Source organism: Pseudomonas sp. LAMO17WK12:I1, from assembly GCF_900177315.1.
GTDB lineage: Bacteria > Pseudomonadota > Gammaproteobacteria > Pseudomonadales > Pseudomonadaceae > Aquipseudomonas > Aquipseudomonas marginalis.
In genome coordinates, this window is sequence record NZ_FWZV01000008.1 from 1 (window position 1) to 22860 (window position 22860).

At 59.5% G+C, this 22860-nt stretch carries 22 protein-coding genes; 8 read left to right on the forward strand and 14 right to left on the reverse strand.

Translation table 11 applies throughout. The features are described 5' to 3' along the window. Window positions 1-262: 262 nt before the first annotated feature. The 9 genes from msrQ to mrcB all read right to left on the reverse strand — a co-directional run bounded on the left by msrQ (window position 263) and on the right by mrcB (window position 10081). On the reverse strand, window positions 263-883 hold the full coding sequence (gene msrQ, locus B9N88_RS16295) for a protein-methionine-sulfoxide reductase heme-binding subunit MsrQ (RefSeq protein ID WP_027605400.1): 621 nt from the start codon (window positions 881-883) through the stop codon (window positions 263-265). After that, a complete protein-coding gene (gene msrP, locus B9N88_RS16300) occupies window positions 883-1896 on the reverse strand; it encodes a protein-methionine-sulfoxide reductase catalytic subunit MsrP (protein WP_027605399.1) in 1014 nt (337 codons plus the stop codon). Before msrP ends, msrQ begins: the two co-directional genes overlap by 1 nt. Before the next feature lie 63 nt (window positions 1897-1959). After that, window positions 1960-2817, reverse strand: a complete 858-nt coding sequence (gene pssA, locus B9N88_RS16305) for a CDP-diacylglycerol--serine O-phosphatidyltransferase (protein ID WP_027605398.1) — start codon at window positions 2815-2817, stop codon at window positions 1960-1962. A gap of 145 nt (window positions 2818-2962) precedes the next feature. After that, window positions 2963-3979: a ketol-acid reductoisomerase gene (gene ilvC, locus B9N88_RS16310; RefSeq protein ID WP_003176099.1), complete on the reverse strand. Its 1017-nt coding sequence runs from the start codon at window positions 3977-3979 to the stop codon at window positions 2963-2965. Window positions 3980-4026: 47 nt separating this feature from the next. Then, window positions 4027-4518: an acetolactate synthase small subunit gene (gene ilvN, locus B9N88_RS16315; RefSeq protein WP_003176102.1), complete on the reverse strand. Its 492-nt coding sequence runs from the start codon at window positions 4516-4518 to the stop codon at window positions 4027-4029. 2 nt (window positions 4519-4520) lie between these two features. Continuing rightward, on the reverse strand, window positions 4521-6245 hold the full coding sequence (locus B9N88_RS16320; protein WP_027605397.1) for an acetolactate synthase 3 large subunit: 1725 nt from the start codon (window positions 6243-6245) through the stop codon (window positions 4521-4523). Window positions 6246-6676: 431 nt separating this feature from the next. After that, a complete protein-coding gene (locus B9N88_RS16325) occupies window positions 6677-7006 on the reverse strand; it encodes a YqcC family protein (RefSeq protein ID WP_027605396.1) in 330 nt (109 codons plus the stop codon). Beyond that, window positions 7006-7740 (reverse strand): tetratricopeptide repeat protein, encoded by a 735-nt coding sequence (locus B9N88_RS16330; protein ID WP_027605395.1) that lies wholly within the window; start codon window positions 7738-7740, stop codon window positions 7006-7008. The genes B9N88_RS16325 and B9N88_RS16330 overlap by 1 nt, the downstream gene beginning before the upstream one ends. A 16-nt stretch (window positions 7741-7756) precedes the next feature. Then, a complete protein-coding gene (gene mrcB, locus B9N88_RS16335; RefSeq protein WP_027605394.1) occupies window positions 7757-10081 on the reverse strand; it encodes a penicillin-binding protein 1B in 2325 nt (774 codons plus the stop codon). A 118-nt stretch (window positions 10082-10199) separates the two neighbouring features. Between mrcB and B9N88_RS16340 the strand changes: the two genes are divergently transcribed. From B9N88_RS16340 to B9N88_RS16350, 3 genes are all read left to right on the forward strand, one after another. Next, window positions 10200-11756, forward strand: coding sequence for a bifunctional aminoglycoside phosphotransferase/ATP-binding protein (locus B9N88_RS16340; RefSeq protein ID WP_027605393.1), 1557 nt, complete (start codon window positions 10200-10202; stop codon window positions 11754-11756). Window positions 11757-11848: 92 nt separating this feature from the next. Then, on the forward strand, window positions 11849-12193 hold the full coding sequence (locus B9N88_RS16345; RefSeq protein ID WP_027605392.1) for a pentapeptide repeat-containing protein: 345 nt from the start codon (window positions 11849-11851) through the stop codon (window positions 12191-12193). 202 nt (window positions 12194-12395) lie between these two features. Then, window positions 12396-12668: a TfoX/Sxy family protein gene (locus B9N88_RS16350; RefSeq protein ID WP_027605391.1), complete on the forward strand. Its 273-nt coding sequence runs from the start codon at window positions 12396-12398 to the stop codon at window positions 12666-12668. A gap of 244 nt (window positions 12669-12912) precedes the next feature. Here the strand turns inward: B9N88_RS16350 and B9N88_RS16355 are convergent, their stop codons facing one another. The 3 genes from B9N88_RS16355 to B9N88_RS16365 are packed head-to-tail and all read right to left on the reverse strand — an operon-like array spanning window position 12913 to window position 15592. After that, the gene (locus B9N88_RS16355) at window positions 12913-13680 is read right to left on the reverse strand and encodes a heme ABC transporter ATP-binding protein (protein WP_027605390.1); all 768 of its coding nucleotides are present in this window, start codon (window positions 13678-13680) and stop codon (window positions 12913-12915) included. Next, window positions 13680-14663, reverse strand: coding sequence for a FecCD family ABC transporter permease (locus tag B9N88_RS16360; RefSeq protein ID WP_177327727.1), 984 nt, complete (start codon window positions 14661-14663; stop codon window positions 13680-13682). The genes B9N88_RS16355 and B9N88_RS16360 overlap by 1 nt, the downstream gene beginning before the upstream one ends. A gap of 50 nt (window positions 14664-14713) precedes the next feature. Further along, the gene (locus B9N88_RS16365) at window positions 14714-15592 is read right to left on the reverse strand and encodes a heme/hemin ABC transporter substrate-binding protein (RefSeq protein WP_027605388.1); all 879 of its coding nucleotides are present in this window, start codon (window positions 15590-15592) and stop codon (window positions 14714-14716) included. Between the two features lie 157 nt (window positions 15593-15749). Here B9N88_RS16365 and B9N88_RS16370 point away from each other — a divergent pair, with 157 nt between their 5' ends. Continuing rightward, window positions 15750-16067 (forward strand): Rieske (2Fe-2S) protein, encoded by a 318-nt coding sequence (locus tag B9N88_RS16370; RefSeq protein WP_027605387.1) that lies wholly within the window; start codon window positions 15750-15752, stop codon window positions 16065-16067. On the opposite strand, the gene sfsA is transcribed toward B9N88_RS16370, so the two are convergent. Together sfsA and B9N88_RS16380 are read right to left on the reverse strand one after the other, a co-directional pair. Then, window positions 16064-16774, reverse strand: coding sequence for a DNA/RNA nuclease SfsA (sfsA, locus tag B9N88_RS16375; protein WP_027605386.1), 711 nt, complete (start codon window positions 16772-16774; stop codon window positions 16064-16066). The two genes, B9N88_RS16370 and sfsA, sit on opposite strands and share 4 nt — an antisense overlap. Then, window positions 16774-17946, reverse strand: a complete 1173-nt coding sequence (locus tag B9N88_RS16380; RefSeq protein WP_027605385.1) for a pyridoxal phosphate-dependent aminotransferase — start codon at window positions 17944-17946, stop codon at window positions 16774-16776. Before B9N88_RS16380 ends, sfsA begins: the two co-directional genes overlap by 1 nt. A 320-nt stretch (window positions 17947-18266) precedes the next feature. On the opposite strand from B9N88_RS16380, the gene dksA reads away from it, so the two are divergent. The 4 genes from dksA (at window position 18267) to B9N88_RS16395 (ending at window position 22849) form a co-directional block, all read left to right on the forward strand. Then, window positions 18267-18701, forward strand: coding sequence for an RNA polymerase-binding protein DksA (gene dksA, locus B9N88_RS16385; protein ID WP_005791430.1), 435 nt, complete (start codon window positions 18267-18269; stop codon window positions 18699-18701). 83 nt (window positions 18702-18784) lie between these two features. After that, window positions 18785-19672, forward strand: coding sequence for a tRNA glutamyl-Q(34) synthetase GluQRS (gluQRS, locus tag B9N88_RS16390; RefSeq protein ID WP_027605384.1), 888 nt, complete (start codon window positions 18785-18787; stop codon window positions 19670-19672). Window positions 19673-19734: 62 nt separating this feature from the next. Further along, window positions 19735-19911 (forward strand): hypothetical protein, encoded by a 177-nt coding sequence (locus B9N88_RS32370; RefSeq protein ID WP_003176118.1) that lies wholly within the window; start codon window positions 19735-19737, stop codon window positions 19909-19911. Continuing rightward, window positions 19895-22849: a sensor histidine kinase gene (locus tag B9N88_RS16395; protein ID WP_027605383.1), complete on the forward strand. Its 2955-nt coding sequence runs from the start codon at window positions 19895-19897 to the stop codon at window positions 22847-22849. The genes B9N88_RS32370 and B9N88_RS16395 overlap by 17 nt, the downstream gene beginning before the upstream one ends. Window positions 22850-22860 lie beyond the last annotated feature (11 nt).

The window sequence follows — 22860 nt, forward strand, 5'->3', positions numbered from 1 at the left end:
CGATCTCTCGTCAGCGGGAGGCGAATTCTACAGCGTTACACGCTGCTGTCAACACCTCTTTTTCTCCGCTTTCGACCGAGAAGATCGAATCGTTAATAGCGTCAAACAACACGACCCTACCAACGCCTTCTGGGCTTCGATGAACTGAAGCAATCCGCTGCTTTATTCTGCATAACTCATTGTTTAGCAAGGAGTTTTACGTTTCGACTGCGCCGGAAGTGGGGCGAATTATAGACGTATACAATCTGCGGTCAAGCGTTAATTACGCTTTTGTTGCAGTGGGTGCTTTTTTAGTAATAAGTCGGGGGATTCGGCGCGCCACTGGCGGTACACGCAGTACCAGAAGCAACGCACCTATAGAAGCATAGATAGCCCATTCCTTCAGATCAGCCCGCACGATCCACAGCATGTGCAACAGACCAAGCCCAAGAATCACATACACCAGCCGATGCAGCTTCTTCCAGCGACTACCCAGTCGGCGTTGGCTATAGCGATTCGACGTGAGCGCCAACACCAACAAAGACAAGAACCCCAGCGCCCCCACAATAATGTAGGGCCGCTTACGCAGCTCCACACCCAATTGCGACCAATCCAGCCCCAGGACAAACACACAGTAAGCCGCCAAATGCAGCACTACATAGGCAAAGCACCACAATCCAAGCTGCCGGCGCACCGCGATCCACCCCGCCCAACCGCTCAGTTTCTGCAGCGGCGTCATTCCAAGGGTAATCAGCAAGAGGATCAGGGTACCCAGGCCAAGCCGATCAACCAGCACCTTGCCCGGATCCGGCCCCAAGGCAAAACTCCATGCATCATACAGCCATAATAACGGCCACACTGCCGCAGCTATAAAAACGCCAATGCGCCAGATGGGGTAACGCATCAGTAGTTCTTCCGCAGATCGAGGCCTGTATATAAAGAGGCGACCTCATCCGAGTAGCCATTGAACATCTGCGTCTCACGCACATTGGGACTGAACAGCCCACTTGGCAGACGACGCTCCCGCGCCTGGGTCCAGCGGGGATGATCCACCGTAGGGTTCACATTCGCATAGAAGCCATACTCATCCGCCGCAATGCTCTGCCAAGTGGTTTTGGGCTGCTCGCTTACAAGACTGATACGCACGATGGATTTCACGCTCTTGAAACCGTACTTCCAAGGTACGACCAGACGCAACGGTGCACCGTTCTGATTGGGCAACTCGCGCCCATACATGCCAACGGCAAGAATCGCCAAAGGGTTCATCGCTTCATCCAGACGCAGCCCTTCTACATAAGGCCAGTCAATCAAGCCAAAACTCGAACGCTGCCCAGGCATGCTCTTGGCATCCTGGAGGGTTTCAAAGCGGATGTATTTGGCCTTGGAGGTCGGCTCAACCTGCTTGAGTAAGGCAGAGATCGGAAAACCCATCCACGGGATGACCATCGACCACGCCTCGACACAGCGTAAACGGTAGATCCGCTCTTCTAATTGATAGGGCTTCATGAAGTCTTCAAGGGCGTAACGCCCCGGCTTTGCAACCTCGCCATCGATCACCACACTCCAGGGCTCGGTCTTGAGTGAGCCTGCATTTTTCGCAGGATCACCCTTGTCTGTACCAAACTCATAGAAATTGTTGTAGTGGGTTGCGTCCTTGAAGGGGGTGATGGACTCATCCTTGACCGTCACCGCCTGCCATTTCGTTGCCGGCAATTTTTCGGCAAACCAATTGGGCGCCTTGCCAGGCTCAACATCGGGATAACGCGCGGCCTCGTCAGCACTGACCCAACGCGGCAGGCTGCTGGCAGCAATGCCGGCAAGCGCACCACCGAGCAAGCTACGGCGAGAAAGGTAGAACGATTCAGGCGTGACATCCGATTCTTGGCAATCGGACGCTTTGGGCAATTTGATTAACATGGCAACTCCGCAGCATTGGAGAACTGATGCACCAATAGACTGCGGAGTATGGGGGAAATTACATTAAGGCAACGTTTTGTCCCGGCGCATATGCAGCAAGTACTGAATCGGCCCCGAAGCGGCGTAGACCAGGAAGGCCAACAGCAGAATCCGAGGAGGATCACTGAAGACCACCGCAAACACCAGTACCACTGCCAGGATCGCCACGAAAGGTACGCGCCCCTTGAGGTCAAGCTCCTTGAAGCTGTTGTACTTGATATTGCTGACCATCAGCATACCGGCAGCAGCAACCATCAACGCCACCAGGAACGACATTTTCGAACCCTGGATGCCGTAGTCGCTGAACGCCCAGACGATACCCGCCACTACGCCCGCCGCTGCCGGACTGGCCAGACCGATGAAGTAACGCTTGTCAGCAGTCCCCACCTGGGTATTGAAGCGAGCCAGGCGCAACGCCGCACCCGCAACATAGATGAAGGCGACCATCCAGCCAACCTTACCCATATCACCCAGCGCCCAGGCGAAGGCCAGCAGTGCAGGTGCAACACCAAAGGCAACCATGTCCGATAGCGAGTCATACTCGGCACCAAAGGCGCTTTGGGTGTTGGTCATGCGCGCCACACGACCATCAAGGCCATCCAGCACCATGGCCACGAAAATCGCGATGGCAGCAAAGCCGAAATACTTGCTGGCGCTCGCCGCATCACCCGCCGCCAGGGCGCTTTGGGCACTCATTGAGTTGATGATGGAATAGAACCCGGCAAACAGGTTTGCCGTAGTGAACAGATTGGGCAGCAAATAGATGCCACGATGCCGGACCTTGCGGCCTTCAGCGTCATGCCCTTCTTCGACATGTTCATCGATCGGTAGCAGGCTTTCGGCGTCAGAAGCCTGGCTTGGCTCTTCGGGACGTTCGCTCATGGACTTTACCTTGCAACGGTGTGAAAAAAATTCGACCAATACTTGCGGCGAGTGTTCGCCCGCAAACGATGCAGCTTTATACCAGAACCCGCCCCTCAAACGAAAAAACGCGGCCTAAGCCGCGTTTTCTGTTGATACGTACGACTTAGTTTTTGGCTTTGTCGACGATCTTGTTGGCACCGATCCACGGCATCATGGAGCGCAGTTGCTCGCCGATGACTTCGATACCGTGAGCAGCGTTGTTACGACGCTTGGCGGTCATCGAAGGGTAGCCGGTAGCACCTTCGCTGATGAACATTTTGGCGTACTCGCCGTCCTGAATACGTTTCAGGGCGTTGCGCATAGCTTGGCGGGACTCGGCGTTGATGACTTCCGGGCCAGTCACGTACTCGCCGTATTCGGCGTTGTTGGAGATCGAGTAGTTCATGTTGGCGATACCGCCTTCGTACATGAGGTCAACGATCAGCTTCAGTTCGTGCAGGCATTCGAAGTAGGCCATTTCCGGCGCGTAGCCAGCTTCAACCAGGGTTTCGAAACCGGCTTTAACCAGCTCAACGGTACCGCCGCACAGAACGGCCTGCTCACCGAACAGGTCGGTTTCGGTCTCGTCCTTGAAGGTGGTTTCGATGATGCCGGTACGACCGCCACCCACACCAGCAGCGTAAGACAGCGCAACGTTCTTGGCGTTGCCCGAAGCATCCTGGTAGATCGCGATCAGGTCAGGGATACCACCGCCTTTGACGAACTCGGAGCGTACGGTGTGGCCCGGTGCCTTCGGCGCGATCATGATCACGTCGAGGTCTGCGCGCGGTACAACCTGGTTGTAGTGGATCGCGAAGCCGTGGGAGAAGGCCAGGGTGGCGCCCTTCTTGATGTTCGGCTCGATTTCGTTCTTGTACAGCGCGGACTGGAACTCGTCCGGGGTCAGGATCATGACCAGGTCGGCGGCAGCAACTGCAGAAGCAACGTCAGTCACTTTCAGGCCGTGGGCTTCAGCCTTGGCAACGGTGGCCGAGCCTTTACGCAGGCCAACAGTCACGTCAACGCCGGAGTCTTTCAGGTTGCAGGCTTGCGCGTGACCCTGGGAGCCGTAGCCGATGATGGCGACTTTCTTGCCCTGGATGATCGACAGGTCACAATCTTTATCGTAATAAACTTTCATGAGGTTCCTCTATATATCCAGGCCGTAAGGCCATTCGCTAATTTGGGTTAGATGCTGAGTACTTTGTCGCCACGGGCAATCCCGGTGACACCACTGCGTACCGTTTCCAGAATCGAGGCCGTCCCGATCGACTGGATGAAGCTGTCCAGCTTGTCGCTCGTACCGGTCAGTTGAACGGTATAAACACTGGCGCTCACATCGACGATCTGCCCGCGATAAATATCGGTAGTGCGCTTGATCTCGGCACGTTGGGCACCCGTAGCCTTGACCTTGACCAGCATCAGCTCGCGCTCGATGTGGGCACTTTCCGACAGGTCGACCAGCTTGACCACTTCGATCAGCTTGTTGAGGTTCTTGGTGATCTGCTCGATCACCTCATCGTGGCCCACGGTGGTCAACGTCAGGCGCGACAAAGTCGGGTCTTCGGTCGGCGCCACGGTCAGGCTTTCGATGTTGTAGTTGCGTTGCGAAAACAGGCCGACAACACGAGACAGAGCGCCGGGTTCGTTCTCCAGAAGCAGGGAGATAATGTGCCGCATGATTAAGTACGCTCCGTCTTGTTCAGCCACATGTCGCGCATAGAGCCGTCTTTGATCTGCATCGGGTAGACGTGCTCACTGGTATCCACCTGAATATCGATGAACACCAGGCGGTCCTTCATGGCGAACGCTTCTTCCATCTTCGGCTTCAGATCTTTCAGATCGGTGATGCGAATGCCAACGTGGCCATAAGCCTCAACCAACTTGATGAAATCCGGCAACGATTCCATATAGGAATGGGAGTGACGGCTACCGTAGCTCATGTCCTGCCACTGACGAACCATGCCCAGCACGCCGTTGTTCAAGCAGACAATCTTCACAGGAAGACCGTACTGCAGGCACGTCGACAGCTCCTGGATGTTCATCTGAATGCTGCCTTCACCAGTGACGCAGGCAACGTCAGAGTCCGGGAAACTCAGCTTCACCCCCATGGCTGCCGGGAAACCAAAGCCCATCGTGCCCAGGCCACCGGAGTTGATCCAGCGGTTAGGCTTGTCGAACTTGTAGTACTGCGCGGCGAACATCTGGTGCTGGCCCACATCGGAGGTCACAAAGGCGTCGCCCTTGGTCACTTCGCAGAGCGTCTCGATCACGGTTTGTGGCTTGATGATGCTGCCGTCGCCCTTGTCGTAAGGGAACAGGCCACGGTCACCACGCCATTCGTCGATCTGCTTCCACCAGCTGGCAACGGATTCCTTGTTCGGCGTCTCGCCGATGTCCTTGAGTGCAGCGACCATTTCGGTCAATACACTTTCTACCGGACCTACGATCGGCACATCGGCCTTGATGGTCTTGGAGATGGACGCCGGGTCGATGTCGATATGGATGATCTTGGCATTCGGGCAGAACTTGCTCGCGCCATTGATCACGCGGTCATCAAAACGCGCGCCCACTGCCAGGATCACGTCGGCGTGGTGCATGGTCAGGTTGGCGGTGTAGCTGCCGTGCATGCCCAGCATGCCCACGAACTGACGGTCCGTACCCGGGAATGCGCCGAGGCCCATCAGGGTGTTGGTGACCGGCAGGTTGAGCAGCTTGGCCAGTTCGGTCAGCGGTGCAGAACCGCCGCCCAGGATCACGCCACCACCTGAGTACAACACGGGACGCTTGGCCGCCAGGAGCATTTCTGCCGCCTTGCGGATTTGCCCCGAGTGCCCACGAACGGCCGGGCTGTAGGAACGCAGCTTGGCTTTCTTCGGGAAAACGTATTCGAATTTTTCAGCCGGGTTGGTCATGTCTTTCGGGATATCGACCACGACTGGACCCGGGCGACCGGACTGCGCGAGGTAGAAGGCCTTTTTCATGACGTCCGGGATTTCCGACGCATGCTTGATCATGAAGCTGTGTTTCACGATCGGCCTGGAGATACCGATCATGTCGGTTTCCTGGAACGCATCGGTCCCCACCATGGTGCTTGGCACCTGGCCGGAAATGATCACCATCGGGATGGAGTCCATATAAGCAGTCGCGATGCCAGTAATGGCATTGGTTGCGCCTGGGCCGGAGGTTACCAGTACCACACCGGCTTTACCGGTGGCACGGGCATAACCGTCAGCCATATGGGTCGCGGCCTGTTCGTGGCGAACCAGGATGTGGGTAACAGCCGGTTCCTTGAACAGTGCGTCGTAAACATGCAGCAGAGCACCACCTGGGTACCCGTAGATATAGTCGACGCCTTCGTCACGCAAAAAGCGGACGAGCATCTCACCGCCAGATAAAAGCTCCACGTTGTTCACCTCTAAAACGCCAGAATACCGTCCGTTGAAAACCGACGGGTCTTAATAGGTTTACTTCTCAACAGAGCATGAGCGACGGTGGTCGCCGACTACGTCAGCACTGACTGAGCAAGTATTGGGATCGTCCCAAGTGTTGCGGGCTTTTCCCACCCAGCGCGAGGTAACGCGTTGCGGGTGTAACAGGTCGGCGCGGATGTGCGCCTCATGATCTGCTGAGCGGGCCTGCTTCTGGCAGTCCCGATACAGCGGACTTTGGATTCTTCTGTTTCAGGCCTCTCAAGTCAAGCAATAATTGCGCTTTTTTCCAACTAAGCGCATGAGAACGTAGAAGAAAGGGCTTTGAGGAGGGATAAAACTCGCCTGAATGTCGTCAAGCGGTAGAAATGTGCGCAAGACTGCCGGAAAAACCGGCAGCCAGGCAATTAACGAGCGTCGACGATCAGTTGATCGAACTTTTTCAGCGCATTACGCAAGCCAAGGCTCTCTCGCGGCCGATCGGCATAGACCATCTCGGCCATTTCGAGAATGCCTGAAGCATTCGGCAACGGCAGGTCCTGTTCGAGGATCTGTTTCATGCGCACCAGGAAGATCCATTGCAACCACTGGTGGAAGTCCAGTGTGTCGACCGCAAACGGCTCGACGCTGCTGAGCGCCTCGACGCTTGGGGACACCTCATCCCACCAGCCCTGCACGCGCAATTCGCGCTCGATCAGCAATAACTGTTCGGCAATCGCGGGAAACCGTGCATCCATCAGAGGCTGACCTTGGCTTTTTGCCGAGCCTGGGCAGCGCCGGCAGCGTCACCTTGTGCTGCACGCGCATCGCCGATCAACGCCCACAGGCTGGCTTGCAGGTCGGGACGACCGTTGGCCAGCGTGAGACCACGACGAGCAAATTGTTCAGCCTGGGGCGCATCGCCCTGGGCCATGCGTACCTGGGCCAGGCGATACAGCACTTGCGGCTCGCGCGGAGCAACACGTTGCGCACGCTCAAGGCTGGATGACGCACCATTCAAGTCACCACCCGCCTGCTGTTGCTGCGCGGTGGTCAGCAAGGCCAGCACCGGGCCGTCCAATTGCTCGTCGGCTGACAAGCCGCCAGCGCTGGAGGACGATGGAATGCCACTCGGCGTCGACGGCATGGTGTAGGTACCCTGGTTGATCGGCGCGGTCTGCATCGGCGCGGCATCGATCGGCCCGGAGGTGCTTGGCCCAGGCGTCCAAGGCTCGGCACTGATTGGCGCCGAGGTAGCTGCACCGCCGCCCGGCACCATCACGACCACACCCGAATCCTGCGGCACGGCCTGAGGCCTGGCCTGGGCCGGACGGTTGGTCACGGTTTGGCGGAAACCGCCATTGGCCGAGATACGGTCATTATTGGAGACAGCTGTACTCGAATCCACCACAGGAATAGAGCCGCGCTGCACGCTGGAGCAACCGCCGAGCAAAGCCAGAGCTGTAATAGCTGGAATCCACCACTTGTTCACTTGAAACCCTCTTTGCTTAATTCATCCAGCCCTTGACCCAATCCATCACCGATTCCGCATCTGCAGGGGCTCCGCCACCGCACGCAGCACCGGCTGGTGGTTCGCTGCCGCGAATATACGGCATCTGCACCGCGCCCGGACAGTTGGCATCGGAGCCCTGGCCGGTATGCGGATCAATCCAGGCCTGCACGATGTTATCCGGCTGCGGCATGTTCAACGGCAGCGGATCGGCCTTGCGCATGAAACTGGTCCAGACCTGCAGCGCGCCGGTGGCACCGGTGAACGGCGTCTTGCCATTGTCGTCACGGCCCAGCCATACCACGGCGAGCACATCCTGGCCGAAACCTGCGAACCAGCTGTCGCGCGAGTCGTTACTGGTACCGGTCTTGCCCGCCAGTGTCAGGTTGGCAGGCAACACCTTATAGACCGAGCTGCCGGTACCTTCACGCATCACACGTTGCATGGCGTTCTGGATCAGATAGATGGAGCCCGCGTCAAAGCGTTGCTGAATCTGGAACGGATAGCGCTTGAGCGGCTCCCCCTCCGCCGTCAGTACACTGCGGATCCCGCGCATAGGGGTGTTGAAGCCACCGTTGGCAAGGGTCTGGTACATGGTCGCCACTTCAATCGGCGTCATGGCACCGGCCCCCAGCAGAATCGACGGGAAAGCCGGGAATTCGCGGGTGATGCCCAGGCGCGCCAGTGTCTTGAGGACATTCGGCACGCCAACCTCCAAGCCGAGCCGGGACGTGGAAATGTTGTAGGAATGGGCCAAGCCCTGATACAGGAACACCGTGCCGTGGGAGCGGCGATCAAAGTTCTGCGGCGTCCAGACCTGGCCGTCGCCCCCCTTGACCGACAGCGGGTCATCCGACAGCCAACTGGTGAGGGTGTATTTGCTCGGTTTTTCCAGCGCCGTCAGGTAGACCGCCGGCTTGACCAGCGAGCCGATCGGCCGCACGGCATCCAGTGCGCGGTTGAAACCGGCAAAGCTGGCCTGGCGACTGCCGATCATGGCCTGGACTTCACCGGTTTCCGGGTTGGTCACCACCATGGCGGCTTCTACTTCGTCGGCGCCCTTACGGCCCGTCAGGCGCTTGAAGGTGTCGTTGACCGATGCTTCTGCCTTCATCTGCAGGATCGGGTCGAAGCTGGTGAAGATCCGCAGGCCTTCTTCGGTCAAGTCTTCGTCGCGATAGTCTTCACGCAACTGGCGCTTTACCAGATCGATAAAGCCTGGGAATGAACTGTCCGCCAACTTCCCGCGGGTTGTCACACCCAGTGGCATTTTCTTCGCCGCGGCCACTTGTTCCGCCGTGGCAACGCCTTGCTGTTCAAGCACATCGAGCACCAGGTTACGGCGCTCAAGCGCACGCTCCGGATTACGACGCGGGTTGTAGTAGGAAGGCCCCTTGACCATGCCCACCAACAAGGCCACTTGATGCAGCTTCAACTCCGACAGCGGTTGACCGAAGAAGAACTGGCTGGCCAAACCGAAGCCGTGCACCGCGCGCTGACCATCCTGGCCGACGAATACCTCGTTGAGGTACGCCTCAAGAATCTCCTGCTTGCTGTAGTGCAACTCGAGCAGCATCGCCATCATGGCTTCGGTGAGCTTACGGGTCAGGCTGCGCTCGTTGGTCAGGTAGAAGTTCTTCACCAACTGCTGGGTCAGCGTACTGCCGCCCTGGGTCATCCTGCCGCCGGAAGTATTCACCCAGACGGCACGGGCAATCGACTTCGGCGAAACGCCCCAGTGACTATAAAAGTCGCGGTCCTCTACAGCCACCAACGTTTCCAGTAGATACGGCGGCACCTGATCAAGCTTGATCAGGATGCGATCTTCAAGGTTCTTCGGGTAAATCCCGCCGATCATCAGCGGTTCAAGGCGTACCACCGGCAACTTGGAACCGTTCAGGGAGGACAGTTCGGCCACATAGTCGCCGGAGAAGCGCACGCGCACAGGCTGGGCCTTCTCCAGGCCTTCATAGAACTGGAAGCCGCGGGTATTGAGGTCGACGGTATTGCCGCTGACTGCAGCCGCCCCTGGACCATTGCTCACGGGTTCGCGTCGATAGCCCAGGGCGTCGAGTTCGGTGAGGAAGTCATCCTTGCTCAGCTTCTGGCCGGTAAAGAGTTCCAGCGGGCGTGCATACACCTTGGCCGGGATAGTCCAGCGCTTGCCGGAGAACTTCTCCTGGACCACAGCGTCGAGGTACACCGCAAAGCCAGCGAGCACCACAAGGCCTACCAGGCCGAGCTTGAGCGCCCAGCCAAGCCACGGGCGCAGGCCGCGGGAAGGAGGTTTTTTACGGGAACGGGGAGATCGGGTTCGAGTCATGGCGGCGGATTATACGCACTTTATTGATGATCAACATGAGCCGGACAGCGGTTTGCACGACCGCCCGTAGCAGCCATAATGCGCGCCATGATTCCCCCCCGACTCTGAAGGATCGCCCGTGAGCCAGTCACTGATCGCAGCCCTGCAAAACCCGGCTTTGTACCCTCATCCGGTTGAAGCGTTCCAGGTCATCGAAACGCATATTTCATGGGTCATCTTGACCGGCCCCTACGCTTATAAATTGAAAAAACCGATGAACTTCGGGTTCCTGGACTTCACCGACCTGGAGAAACGCGGGCACTTCTGCAACGAAGAACTGCGCCTCAACCAACGCCTGACCACAGATCTGTATCTGGAAGTGTTGCCGATTACCGGTACAGCCGAAGCCCCACAATTGGGTGGCGACGGCCCGGTGATCGAATATGCCCTGAAGATGCGTCAGTTCCCGCAAAGCCAATTGCTCAGCACTTTGCAGGCCAATGGCGAATTGACCGCCGCGCACATCGATGAAATGGCCAGGCAGATCGCACGCTTTCACCTCGCCGCACCAAAAGTGCCGCAGGACCACGCGGCCGGCACCCCCGATGAAGTGATGGCGCCGGTACGGCAGAACTTCGACCAGATCCGTCCATTCCTCAGCGACAAGGCCGACCTGATTCAACTGGAAGCCCTGCAAGCCTGGGCCGAAAGCAGCTTCGAGCGCCTGAAACCGCTGCTGGCACAGCGCAAGCTCGACGGTTTCACCCGCGAGTGCCACGGTGATATCCACCTCGGCAACGCCACCTTGATTGACGGCAACGTGGTGATCTTCGACTGCATCGAGTTCAACGAGCCGTTTCGCTTCACCGATGTGTACGCCGACACCGCTTTCCTGGCCATGGACCTGGAAGACCGCGGCCTCAAGTCCCTGGCGCGGCGCTTTATCAGCCAGTACCTGGAACTGACCGGTGACTATCAGGGCCTTGAAGTGCTGAACTTCTACAAAGCCTACCGCGCCCTGGTGCGTGCCAAGGTGTCGCTGTTCAGCATGCCGAGCGAGGCAAGCCCGGTACAGCGCGCCACCACCCTGCGCCAATACCGCAACTACGCCAACCTGGCGGAAAGCTACAGCACCATTCCATCGCGCTTCCTGGCAATTACCCATGGCGTCTCGGCAGTGGGCAAAAGCCACGTGGCCATGCGCCTGGTGGAAGCATTGGGCGCTGTACGCCTGCGCTCGGACGTGGAGCGCAAGCGCATGTTCGGCGAGCAGCAGGTGGAAAACACGCCCCAGGCTGGCATCTATGCGTCCGACGCCAGCGCCAGGACCTACGCTCGCTTGAATGACATCGCGGATACCGTGCTGCGCGCCGGCTTCCCGGTAGTACTGGATGCCACCTTCCTCAAACGCGAACAACGCGACGCCGCAGCCAAAGTGGCCGAAGCCACGGGGGCGCCTTTCCTGATCCTGGACTGCAACGCGCCACAGGCGGTTATCACCAGTTGGTTGGCGCAACGTCAGGCCGACAAAAACGATCCATCCGACGCGACCCTGAGCGTTATCGAAGAACAACAGGCCAACCGTGACCCACTGACCGCTGAAGAACTGTTACTGAGTAAACGCGTCGAGACCAATCAAAGCGGGACCCTCGATGCGTTGGTCGCACAAATTCGCCAGCGCCTGCCAGGTCTGTAAGAAAAATTTCTTGGGCGTGTCGTCTACTTGGACGCACGCCCAAGAAATAGTGGCACTATAATGGCGTCATAATTCCAACAGGAGTCGTTTTCATGAGTCAGCCCAAGCTTCTAGATACACCGCTCTACGCACTCCTGCATAAAGACGATATCCGTGGTTTCAACCAGGAACGCCCTGCAGGCGGCATTATAGACATGCGTGGTGGCGACTTCCGTGGACTGGACCTGCGCGACCTGAACGCCACCGGCGTGGACTTCACCGACGCGTATTTCCGCTCCGCCGACTTGCGCGGCCTGGATTTGCGCGACTGCTCACTGGAAGGCGCCAGCCTGGCCCATGCGCAGATTTCGGGCACCTACTTCCCGCCTGAATTGACTGCCGATGAGATCCTCATGTCGGTCAATTTCGGCACTCGCCTGCGCTACCGCACCAAGTAAGATTCGATCCAAGCCCGACTACGCGCAACGCGTAGCGGGTGCTTCACGCCTGCCCGGCGTCAAAATCCCCGCGCCATTCTTATAAGCTTTTTGGCCGTTTCGGACCAAAGAACTACGCTTTTCCTACTGAGCGCTACACTGCTGTTCAGGCCTGCCTGGTCACGATACCCACCGCACCATTCGGCCGTCGCAAGGAGGCTTGATGAACGATGAGCTGCAACACCTGAAAAACCTCGGCAAGACGTCAGCGCAGTGGCTGCATGCGGTGGGCATCCACAGTGCATCCGACTTGCGCCGCCTGGGAGCGGTCGATGCGTATCGAGCCGTCAGGACTCGCGGGTTTCGCGCATCAAAAGTGTTGCTCTATGCGATCGAAGGGGCCCTGATGGACGTGCACTGGAATGACATTCCGGTCGAGCGTAAGGAGGCGTTGAACCGCCAGCTGGATGCCATTTCAGCGCGCCAGAAGAGCTAGATCGTCAGCAAGGCCCAATGTTTATGCGCACTTCGAACGGACGTTTGAGGAAAAACGCAGATCCTTCAAAAACAACTGTTGACTCTCAAATGAGAATCGTTATGATTATCACAACTGGTCGCGAGATCAGCCGATAACTGAAAGACCATTGGTTCGGACTCTCAGATTATCTCCTCATCAGGCTAATCACGGTTATTTGACCCGGCTTTTGCCGGGTCTTTTTTTGCCTGTGAAAAAGCACGCCTCAGCGAGCAATGATTAACGGGTGGCCCAGCTCCGGGTGCGGCTGAACCAATACTTCCAAACCAAACACGGCCTTAAGCGGCTCGGGCCGCAGCACCTGCGCCGGTGTATCCAACGCGTGGGGACGGCCCTGCTCCAGCAGCAAAATGCGATCACAGTAGCGCGCGGCCAGGTTCAGGTCATGGAGGATCACCAGCACCGCCGCACCACGATCGGCAAAGCGGCGGATCGCTTGCAGGGTCGTGTGCTGATGCAGGGGGTCCAGCATCGATGTCGGCTCATCCAGCAGCAATGTCTGCCCCGCCTCACCCGGCCATAGTTGCGCCAGCACCCGCGCCAAGTGCACACGTTGACGCTCGCCACCAGACAGCGCCAAGTAACTGCGACCTTTCAAGTGTGCGACATCCGCCGCCAGCAAGGCTGCGTGGATAATTTCATCATCGCGCACACGCCCCGCCTGGTGGGGCAAACGGCCCATGCCGACCACCTCTTCGACACGGAACGCGAAGTCCAGGGTCGAGGTTTGTGGCAACACCGCCAGCCGTTGCGCGCGCTGCGGTCCGCTCCAGTCTTTCAACGCCTGCTGCCCCAACCACACCTTGCCCTGATCCGGGTGCAACTCGCCGCACAACGCCCCCAGCAACGTACTCTTGCCCGCACCATTGGGACCCAGCACACCGATCACTTCACCCGGCAGCAACTCCAGAGTGACGTCCGCCAGCACGACCTTGTGGCCACGCCGGATCTGCAGGCCTTCAACACGCAGCATCAGGCACGCCCCCGTAACAACAGGTAAAGAAAAAACGGCGCACCAATAAACGCAGTCACGATACCAATCGGCAATTCAGCCGGCGCCAAGGCCAGTCGCGCAACCAAGTCGGCAAACAGCAACAAACTCGCGCCCGCCAATATCGACGCCGGCAACAGCACGCGGTGATCAGGCCCGGCCAGCAACCTGACCAGATGCGGCACCACCAGCCCGACAAAACCAATCATGCCCGCCGCAGCCACCGCAGCACCTACACCTAATGCGGTACAGAACACCAACTCGCGCTTGAGCCCTTCAACATCAATTCCCAGGTGATTGGCCTCGGATTCGCCGAGCAACAGCGCATTCAACGCCTTGGCCCGGCGCGGCAACCAGAGCGCCACACCGGCACTGACCAGCAATAAGGGCCATAACCGCGAATAGCTCGCGCCGTTGAGGCTGCCAAGGTTCCAGAACGTCAGGGTGCGCAGGGTGGCGTCGTCCGCCAGGTAGGTGAACAGGCCCACTGCCGAGCTTGCCAGTGCGGTGAGGGCAATGCCGGCAAGCAGCATCGTCGCCACATTGGTCTGACCGTTACGGCGCCCCAGCCGATAAACCAGCGCGGTCACGCCCAGCCCGCCTAGAAACGCGCACAGCGACAGCACATAAGGCCCGAATGCCTCCGGTAACCCACCAAAAAACGCACCGCCGACAATGGCGATTGCCGCCCCCAGTGCCGCCCCGCTGGAAACCCCGACCAACCCCGGATCGGCCAGGGGGTTACGAAACAAACCTTGCATGGCCACACCGGACAATGCCAATACGCCGCCAACCGCCAAACCGAGCAACGTACGCGGCAAACGAATCTGCCCCAGGATCAACTCAGCCTGCTCCAGGCCTTGCGCCTCTATCGGCACGCCCATCAAGCGCAATGCCGCCTTGAGTGTATCCAGCAACGGCAAGCTTACCGGGCCCAGTGCCAACGAGAGCCAGGTCGCCATCAGACATAACAGCGCCAGGCCGATGAACAGCGTTTTCGGCTTAACCAGCGTAGTCATGGGGCAGGTTTAGCCTGTGACGGGTAAAAACCGGCCGAGAGCTTCACCAGACTTTGCGGCAGACGAGGCCCGAGCCCGCCAACCAGCAGGGTCGGGTCAAGCTCGAACACGCGGCCACGCTTGGCCGCCGGCGTCGAAGCCAGGATCGGATTCTCCTTGAACAACGCCGCGCGCGCCGCGTCTCCGGTAAGGGCACGATCGGCAAACACCAGCACATCCGGGCTCAACCCTGCCAACGACTCCGCCGAAAACGGCTTGTACCCGCTGTGGGTAGCCAGGTTATGCCCGCCCGCCTGCTGCACCACCCAATCGCCCGCGGTGTCCTTACCGGCAATCAGTGGCTTGCCGCCAGCATGACCGATCAGCAGTAACACGCCCGGTGCCTTCTGCGCGGCCTGCGCCTTGGCGACCCAGCTTTTCTGCTGATCAAGGGCCCGTTCATATCCGGTAAACAATACACTGGCCTTAGCCTCATCTCCCAGCAACTTGCCCAGGTGCTGAAGATTACCCTTCAAGGTCGGCAAATCCGGCTGCGCCGAGAACATCTCGACCTGGACACCTGCACTGCGAATCTGCGCCAGCACCGGTGGCGGCCCCATCTCTTCAGTCCCCACCAGCACCTGTGGGCGCAGGCTGAGAATGCCTTCGGCCGACAATTGCCGCTGATAGCCGATACTTGGCAACGCCTTGAGCGATTCAGGATGCTGGCTGGTGGTGTCCACGCCGACCAACTTCGGCTCACCGCCCAACGCCGTAACCCATTCCGACAGCGCCCCACCGGCACTCACCCAGCGTTGTGGCAGTTCAGAGGCTTGCGCCCCATGGTTGACCAGCAGTCCGACAACAAGCGCAACAGCGCTGGCACTCAGGCGCATAACAGGGTTTCCTTCCAAAGGGCAGGGCCTTTCGAGCACTCATCGATGTGACAGATAACCCCTGGCGGACATCGAACTGAGCACCCAGTCAGCTAACGGGCGAAGCCGGCATTTGATAATTGTTTGCATTTGAACGTCAAGGCACTTAAGGATTGAAATGAAGTTTCTCTGCCCCTCGGACACGCTCGCGCCCAACAGCAGCCTCGGTTTTACGATGGATGGCACGCCGCTGCTGGCGGTACGCCGGGACGGCATCGCCTACTTCTATATCAACCGCTGCCCACATCGCGGCATTCCACTGGAGTGGCAACCCGACCGGTTCCTTGACGACAGCGCCAGCCTGATCCAATGCGCCACCCACGGCGCGCTGTTCCTGATCGAAAGCGGCGAGTGCATTGCCGGCCCATGCGCAGGTAAAAGCCTCAAGGCCCTGCGCGGTCGTGAAGACGCACAGGGCCTGTGGGTGGATCTCTAGTCGAGCAGCACGTCTAACCGACGGTCCACGCAAATCTCCTCGGATGTCACGCGCACCCCATACGCCAACACTTCCACCCCGGCAGCTTTAGCTTCGCGCAAGGCCGCACCATAGGCGGCATCGATTTCCAGCGCCGGACGTACCGCGTCAATCCCCGAGAGGTTGACGCAATACAATTGCACCGCCCGCACACCTTCACGCGCCAGATGCGCCAGTTCCCGCAGGTGCTTGGCGCCACGCTGGGTCACCGCATCGGGGAAGGCAGCAACCCGGGTGTCATCAAACCCCAGCGTGACACTTTTGACTTCCACATACGCCGCGCCGTCGGGATATTCGAGACGAAAGTCGATGCGGCTTTTCTCCTGGCCGTAAGGCACTTCCCGCTTCAACGCGGTGAAACCGTTGAGTTCAGTGATCACGCCAGCGCGCAACGCCTCCTCGACCAACGGATTGGCGCGTGCCGTGTTAACGCACGCCAAGCGGCCCTGGGGCGTTTCGGCAATTTCCCAGGTGCCGGGCAACTTGCGCTTGGGGTCATTGGAGCGACTGAACCAGACCTGCCCGCCTTCCACCATGCAGTTGAGCATCGAACCGGTATTTGGGCAGTGAATAGTCAACAACTCGCCGGTAACGGTTTCGATATCGGTGAGAAAGCGCTTATAGCGGCGAATCAGCCGGCCTTCTTCGAGGGGAGGATAAAAGCGCATCAGCCTTGCCAGCTCCGCAGGCCACGCTGGATTCGTTCCACCGCCTCCTGTAGCCGATCAAGGTTTTGCGTGTAGGCAAAGCGCACATGATGACCCGCTTGATAGCGACCAAAATCCAGACCGGGTGTGAATGCGACATGCTCGGTTTCGAGGAAATGACGACAAAATGCGAAGGCATCTGCGCCGAACGCACTGATATCGGCGTACAAATAGAACGCACCTTCCGGCTCTACGGCAATCCCGAAGCCCAACTCGCGCAAAGCGGGCAGCAGGAAGTCGCGACGCCGGCCAAATTCGGCACGGCGCTCCTCCAGAATGCTCAGGGTTTGCGGGGTAAAGCAGGCGAGCGCGGCATACTGGGCCATGCTGGGCGCGCTGATATACAGATTTTGCGCCAGTTTTTCCAGGTCGCCGACCGCAGCCGGCGGCGCCACCAGCCAGCCCAGGCGCCAGCCGGTCATGCCGAAATACTTCGAAAAACTATTCAGGACGAAGGCCTCATCGTCGACCTCCAGCACGCTGGCGGCGTCAGTGCCGTAGGTCAGGCCGTGATAGATCTCATCCACCACCAAATGGCCGTTACGCGCCTTGATTGCGTCGGAAAGCCCGGCTAATTCATCGCGCGTGAGGATCGTGCCGGTGGGATTCGCCGGGGAGGCAACCAACGCGCCCACGCTGTCCTGATCCCAGTGTCTGGCCACTAGGTCAGCGGTCAGTTGATAACGCACTTCAGGGCCTACCGGCACCAGTTGCGCGGCACCTTCCACCAGGCGCAGGAAGTGCCGGTTACACGGGTAACCCGGGTCTGCCAGCAGCCAATGCTTGCCGGGGTCCACCAACAGGCTGCTGGCCAACAACAGTGCGCCGGAGCCTCCGGGAGTGATCAGGATACGCTCGGGATCGACGTTCAATCCGTAGCGCTGCTGGTAGAAACCGCTGATGGCTTCACGCAATTCCGGCAGGCCACGGGCCGCGGTATAGCGGGTCTTGCCATTGGCCAACGCCGCCTGGCCGGCCTGGATGATCGGCTCGGCCGTGGTGAAATCCGGCTCGCCGATCTCCAGGTGGATCACATCATGGCCTGCCGCTTGCAGCTCATTGGCTCGCGCCAGCAACGCCATGACATGAAAAGGTTCGATAGCGCGACTGCGCGCACTGTAGGGCTGAGCCATTAGCCTTCCTTAACGGTGAGGACAAAATCAGGATTCTACCGAACCCTCGCGGTAAAACATGCTCTATTGCCTGCCTGGCCGTCCAAGATGAACCCGGCAAGCGCTTGCAAAACGACTAAAATCAACATTCGAGACGATGCATACCCAGCCACAGCGGGCTGCTGCAGTTGGCAACCCCTGCGTGACGGGCGTCGACAACCGGGAGTGGCGCACCCTGAATCTATCTGGTAAGTTCGCCCGCTTGCAGCCGCAGGGCCGGCAGGTGTCGGTAACGTTGCAATCCTGCGCAATGGATTAGAAGAGTGAGAGGCGGTCTATTCATGTCCACCCAAGCAAAGCAACAGAGCATCAGCGGCTTCCAACCCTACGTTGAATCGAAGGGTGAGGAATACATGGGCAAGCCCATGCGCGAGCACTTCTCCAAAATCCTGAAGCAGTGGAAGCAGGACTTGATGCAGGAAGTCGACCGCACGGTTGACCATATGAAGGATGAAGCGGCCAACTTCCCGGACCCGGCAGATCGTGCCAGCCAGGAAGAAGAGTTCGCCCTCGAACTGCGCGCCCGCGATCGCGAGCGCAAGCTGATCAAGAAAATCGACAAGACGTTGCAACTGATCGAAGACGAAGAATACGGCTGGTGCGAATCCTGCGGTGTCGAGATCGGTATCCGTCGCCTGGAAGCCCGCCCTACTGCGGACCTCTGCGTAGACTGCAAGACCTTGGCTGAAATCAAGGAAAAACAGGTCGGCAAGTGATCCAGCCGAGCTGAACCAATGGGGCGTGCAAACGCCCCATTTTTGTTTCTGGGATTTACCGATTTTCCAGTAGTATCCGGCCCATGACTGCCTCTACCTATATCGGGCGTTTCGCCCCCACGCCCAGCGGCCATCTGCACTTCGGTTCCCTGGTCGCCGCCCTCGCCTCCTACCTCGACGCCCGCGCCAATCGCGGCCGCTGGCTGATGCGCATGGAAGACCTCGACCCGCCCCGCGAAGAGCCCGGCGCCCAGGTGGCAATCCTGCATGCCCTGGAGAGCTACGGCTTTGAGTGGGATGGCGAACTGGCCAGACAAAGCGAGCGGCAGGACGCCTACGCCAAGGTACTGAACGATATGTTCAACCACGGCCTGGCCTACGCCTGTACCTGTTCACGTAAACAATTGGAGCCCTACGACGGGATTTACCCAGGCCTGTGCCGAAATGCCGGTCACGACCAGCAGGACGCCGCCATCCGCCTGCGTGTTCCCGAGCTGGAGTACCACTTTACTGACCGCGTACAAGGAGAATTCCGACAACACCTGGGCCGTGACGTCGGCGACTTCGTCATCCGTCGCCGCGATGGCCTCTACGCCTACCAACTGGCCGTGGTGCTCGACGATGCCTGGCAAGGGGTTACCGATATCGTGCGCGGCGCCGACCTGCTCGACTCCACGCCACGCCAGCTGTACCTGCAGGAGTTGCTGGGCCTGCGCCAGCCGCGCTATCTGCACGTACCGTTGATCGTCCAGCCAGACGGTAACAAGTTGGGTAAGTCCTATCGTTCCCCGCCGCTGCATCCCGACCAGGCCACGCCGCTGCTATTGAGAGCCCTGCGCGCCCTTGGCCAGCAGCCTGGCGACGAACTGCTTCATGCCAGCCCACGGGAGTTGCTGGATTGGGGCATTGTGCACTGGGATGCCAGCAGGATCCCGCGCACACTGACCCTGGCCGAAGCGCAATTACGCTGAAGGCGCTTGCAGCCTGCCAGCCATCCGTTACCATCGCCGCAGTTTTTTAATCAGAGGCCAACATGTACATCTATCGATTGGTCCTGCTGCTGGTCGTCGGGATCTACTTGTTTTCCCCCGCCATCATGGATTGGTGGATCGACGCCACGGGCGCCTGGTATCGCCCCTATCTGCTGTGGCTGATCCTGATCGTCGTGACCTTCATCCTGCAGAGCCAAAAAGATGCCGATGAGCTTTAGCCTCACCCAGATGCTGCTGATCAGCGCCGCTTACCTGGCGGCACTGTTCGGCGTCGCCTGGATCAGTGAGCGCGGAATGATTCCGCGGGCGATCATTCGCCATCCGTTGACCTACACCTTGTCCCTCGGCGTGTACGCCAGCGCCTGGGCGTTCTATGGCACCGTCGGCCTGGCCTATCAATACGGCTACGGCTTTCTCTCCAGCTACCTGGGTGTGTCCGGCGCGTTCCTGCTGGCACCGGTGCTGCTGTACCCGATCCTGAAAATTACTCGCACCTATCAGTTGTCGTCACTGGCCGACCTGTTCGCCTTCCGCTTCCGCAGCACGTGGGCCGGGGCATTGACTACGGTGTTCATGCTGATCGGCGTGCTGCCCTTGCTGGCCCTGCAGATCCAGGCGGTGGCCGACTCCATCAGCATCCTGACCCGCGAGCCGGTGCAACACCGGGTCGCCCTGGCGTTCTGTGCGCTGATCAGCCTGTTCACGATTTTCTTCGGCTCACGTCACATCGCCACCCGCGAGAAACACGAAGGGCTGGTATTTGCGATTGCGTTCGAATCGGTGATCAAGCTGATCGCCATCGGCGGCGTCGGTCTCTACGCGCTCTATGGCGTGTTCGACGGCCCGCAACAGCTGGAGCTGTGGCTGCTGCAAAACCAGACCGCCCTCGCCGCCCTGCACACGCCGTTGCAGGAAGGCCCATGGCGCACGCTGTTGCTGGTGTTCTTCGCCTCGGCGATCGTAATGCCCCACATGTACCACATGACCTTCACCGAGAACCTCAACCCGCGCTCGCTGGTCAGCGCCAGCTGGGGCTTGCCGCTGTTCCTGCTGTTGATGAGCCTTGCGGTGCCGCTGATCCTCTGGGCCGGCCTGAAACTGGGGGCCACCACCAACCCCGAGTATTTCACCCTGGGTATCGGTATCGCCGCCAATAGCCCGGCGTTGGCGCTGCTGGCGTATGTGGGCGGCTTGTCTGCTGCCAGCGGGCTGATTATCGTCACGACGCTGGCTCTATCGGGCATGGCCCTCAATCACCTGGTGCTGCCGCTGTACCAGCCGCCCGCCGAAGGCAATATCTACCGATGGCTGAAATGGACGCGCCGCGCACTCATCGTCGCGATCATCATGGCCGGCTACGGGTTCTACCTGTTGCTCGGCGCCGGGCAGGACCTGGCCAACCTGGGCATTGTCGCGTTTGTCGCCACCTTGCAGTTCCTGCCGGGAGTGCTGTCGGTGCTGTACTGGCCGACCGCCAACCGCCGTGGGTTTATCGCCGGGCTGCTGGCCGGGATCCTGGTATGGATCGTCACCATGCTACTGCCGTTGGTCGGCAACCTGCAGGGTTTCTACATTCCGCTGCTGAACATGATCTACGTGCTGGACGACACCAGCTGGCACATGGCGGCGATTGCCTCGCTGGCCGCCAACGTACTGATGTTCACCCTGATATCGCTGTTCACCAACGCCAGCCCGGAAGAGACCAGCGCCGCCGAGGCGTGCGCGGTGGATAACGTGCGTCGACCGCAACGCCGCGAACTGCACGCGGCCTCGCCCCAGGAGTTCGCCACGCAACTGGCCAAGCCCTTGGGTGCCAAGGCTGCGCAAAAGGAAGTCGAGCAGGCGCTGCGCGATCTGTACCTGCCCTTTGACGAGCGCCGCCCATATGCGCTGCGTCGCCTGCGCGACCGCATCGAAGCCAACCTCTCCGGCCTGATGGGCCCCAGCGTGTCCCAGGACATGGTGGAAACCTTCCTGCCCTACAAGGCCGGCGGCGAAAACTACGTCACCGAGGACATCCATTTCATCGAAAGCCGGCTGGAGGATTACCACTCACGCCTCACCGGCCTGGCGGCCGAACTCGACGCACTGCGCCGTTACCACCGCCAGACCCTGCAGGAACTGCCGATGGGCGTGTGTTCCCTGGCCAAGGATCAGGAGATCCTGATGTGGAACAAGGCCATGGAAGAACTCACCGGCATCGCCGCGCAACGGGTGGTGGGCTCGCGCCTGAATACCCTGGGCGATCCGTGGAAAGAACTGCTCCAGGGCTTTATCAACCTGCCCGACGAGCACTTGCACAAACAGCACCTGGCGCTCGACGGCCAGACCCGCTGGCTCAACCTGCACAAAGCCGCGATCGATGAACCGTTGGCTCCCGGTAACAGCGGCCTGGTGCTGCTGGTCGAAGACCTGACTGAAACCCAGATGCTCGAAGACAAGCTGGTGCACTCCGAGCGCCTGGCCAGCATTGGTCGCCTGGCAGCGGGCGTGGCCCACGAAATCGGCAACCCGATCACCGGTATCGCCTGCCTCGCGCAAAACCTGCGGGAAGAGCGTGAGGAGGACGGCGAAATCATCGAAATCAGCGGGCAGATCCTCGAACAGACCAAGCGCGTCTCGCGCATCGTGCAGTCGCTGATGAGTTTTGCCCATGCCGGCGGCCATCAGAATCTGGATGAGGCCGTGTGCCTGGCCGAAGTGGCCCAGGATGCCATTGGGCTGCTCGCCTTGAACCGGCGCAATTTCGAAGTACAGTTCTTCAACCTGTGCGACCCCGACCATTGGGTCGACGGCGACTCACAACGCCTGGCCCAAGTGCTGATCAACCTGCTGTCCAACGCCCGTGACGCAACCCCGGCCGGTGGTGCGGTACGCGTCAAGACCGAGGCTTTCGAACATACCGTCGATCTGATCGTCGAAGATGAAGGCAGCGGTATTCCACAGAACATCATGGACCGATTGTTCGAACCCTTCTTCACCACCAAGGACCCGGGTGAAGGTACCGGTCTGGGCCTTGCACTGGTCTATTCCATCGTTGAAGAGCATTATGGACAAATCACCATCGACAGCCCGGCTGACACCGAAAGCCAACGCGGCACCCGTATTCGGGTGACCTTGCCGCGTCATGTCGAAGCGACGTCCGCTGTGAACTGAGACCGTCGAGA

Coding starts and splice junctions, on each gene's coding strand:
- msrQ (WP_027605400.1), bottom strand. CDS start 883: ATGCGTTACCCCATCTGGCGCATTGGCGTTTTTATAGCTGCGGCAGTG.
- msrP (WP_027605399.1), bottom strand. CDS start 1,896: ATGTTAATCAAATTGCCCAAAGCGTCCGATTGCCAAGAATCGGATGTC.
- B9N88_RS16365 (WP_027605388.1), bottom strand. CDS start 15,592: ATGCGCCTGAGTGCCAGCGCTGTTGCGCTTGTTGTCGGACTGCTGGTC.
- sfsA (WP_027605386.1), bottom strand. CDS start 16,774: ATGCGCTTTTATCCTCCCCTCGAAGAAGGCCGGCTGATTCGCCGCTAT.
- B9N88_RS16345 (WP_027605392.1), top strand. CDS start 11,849: ATGAGTCAGCCCAAGCTTCTAGATACACCGCTCTACGCACTCCTGCAT.
- mrcB (WP_027605394.1), bottom strand. CDS start 10,081: ATGACTCGAACCCGATCTCCCCGTTCCCGTAAAAAACCTCCTTCCCGC.
- dksA (WP_005791430.1), top strand. CDS start 18,267: ATGTCCACCCAAGCAAAGCAACAGAGCATCAGCGGCTTCCAACCCTAC.
- B9N88_RS16370 (WP_027605387.1), top strand. CDS start 15,750: ATGAAGTTTCTCTGCCCCTCGGACACGCTCGCGCCCAACAGCAGCCTC.
- B9N88_RS16350 (WP_027605391.1), top strand. CDS start 12,396: ATGAACGATGAGCTGCAACACCTGAAAAACCTCGGCAAGACGTCAGCG.
- ilvC (WP_003176099.1), bottom strand. CDS start 3,979: ATGAAAGTTTATTACGATAAAGATTGTGACCTGTCGATCATCCAGGGC.
- B9N88_RS32370 (WP_003176118.1), top strand. CDS start 19,735: ATGTACATCTATCGATTGGTCCTGCTGCTGGTCGTCGGGATCTACTTG.
- ilvN (WP_003176102.1), bottom strand. CDS start 4,518: ATGCGGCACATTATCTCCCTGCTTCTGGAGAACGAACCCGGCGCTCTG.
- B9N88_RS16380 (WP_027605385.1), bottom strand. CDS start 17,946: ATGGCTCAGCCCTACAGTGCGCGCAGTCGCGCTATCGAACCTTTTCAT.
- B9N88_RS16395 (WP_027605383.1), top strand. CDS start 19,895: ATGCCGATGAGCTTTAGCCTCACCCAGATGCTGCTGATCAGCGCCGCT.
- B9N88_RS16325 (WP_027605396.1), bottom strand. CDS start 7,006: ATGGATGCACGGTTTCCCGCGATTGCCGAACAGTTATTGCTGATCGAG.
- B9N88_RS16355 (WP_027605390.1), bottom strand. CDS start 13,680: ATGCTGCGTGTTGAAGGCCTGCAGATCCGGCGTGGCCACAAGGTCGTG.
- pssA (WP_027605398.1), bottom strand. CDS start 2,817: ATGAGCGAACGTCCCGAAGAGCCAAGCCAGGCTTCTGACGCCGAAAGC.
- gluQRS (WP_027605384.1), top strand. CDS start 18,785: ATGACTGCCTCTACCTATATCGGGCGTTTCGCCCCCACGCCCAGCGGC.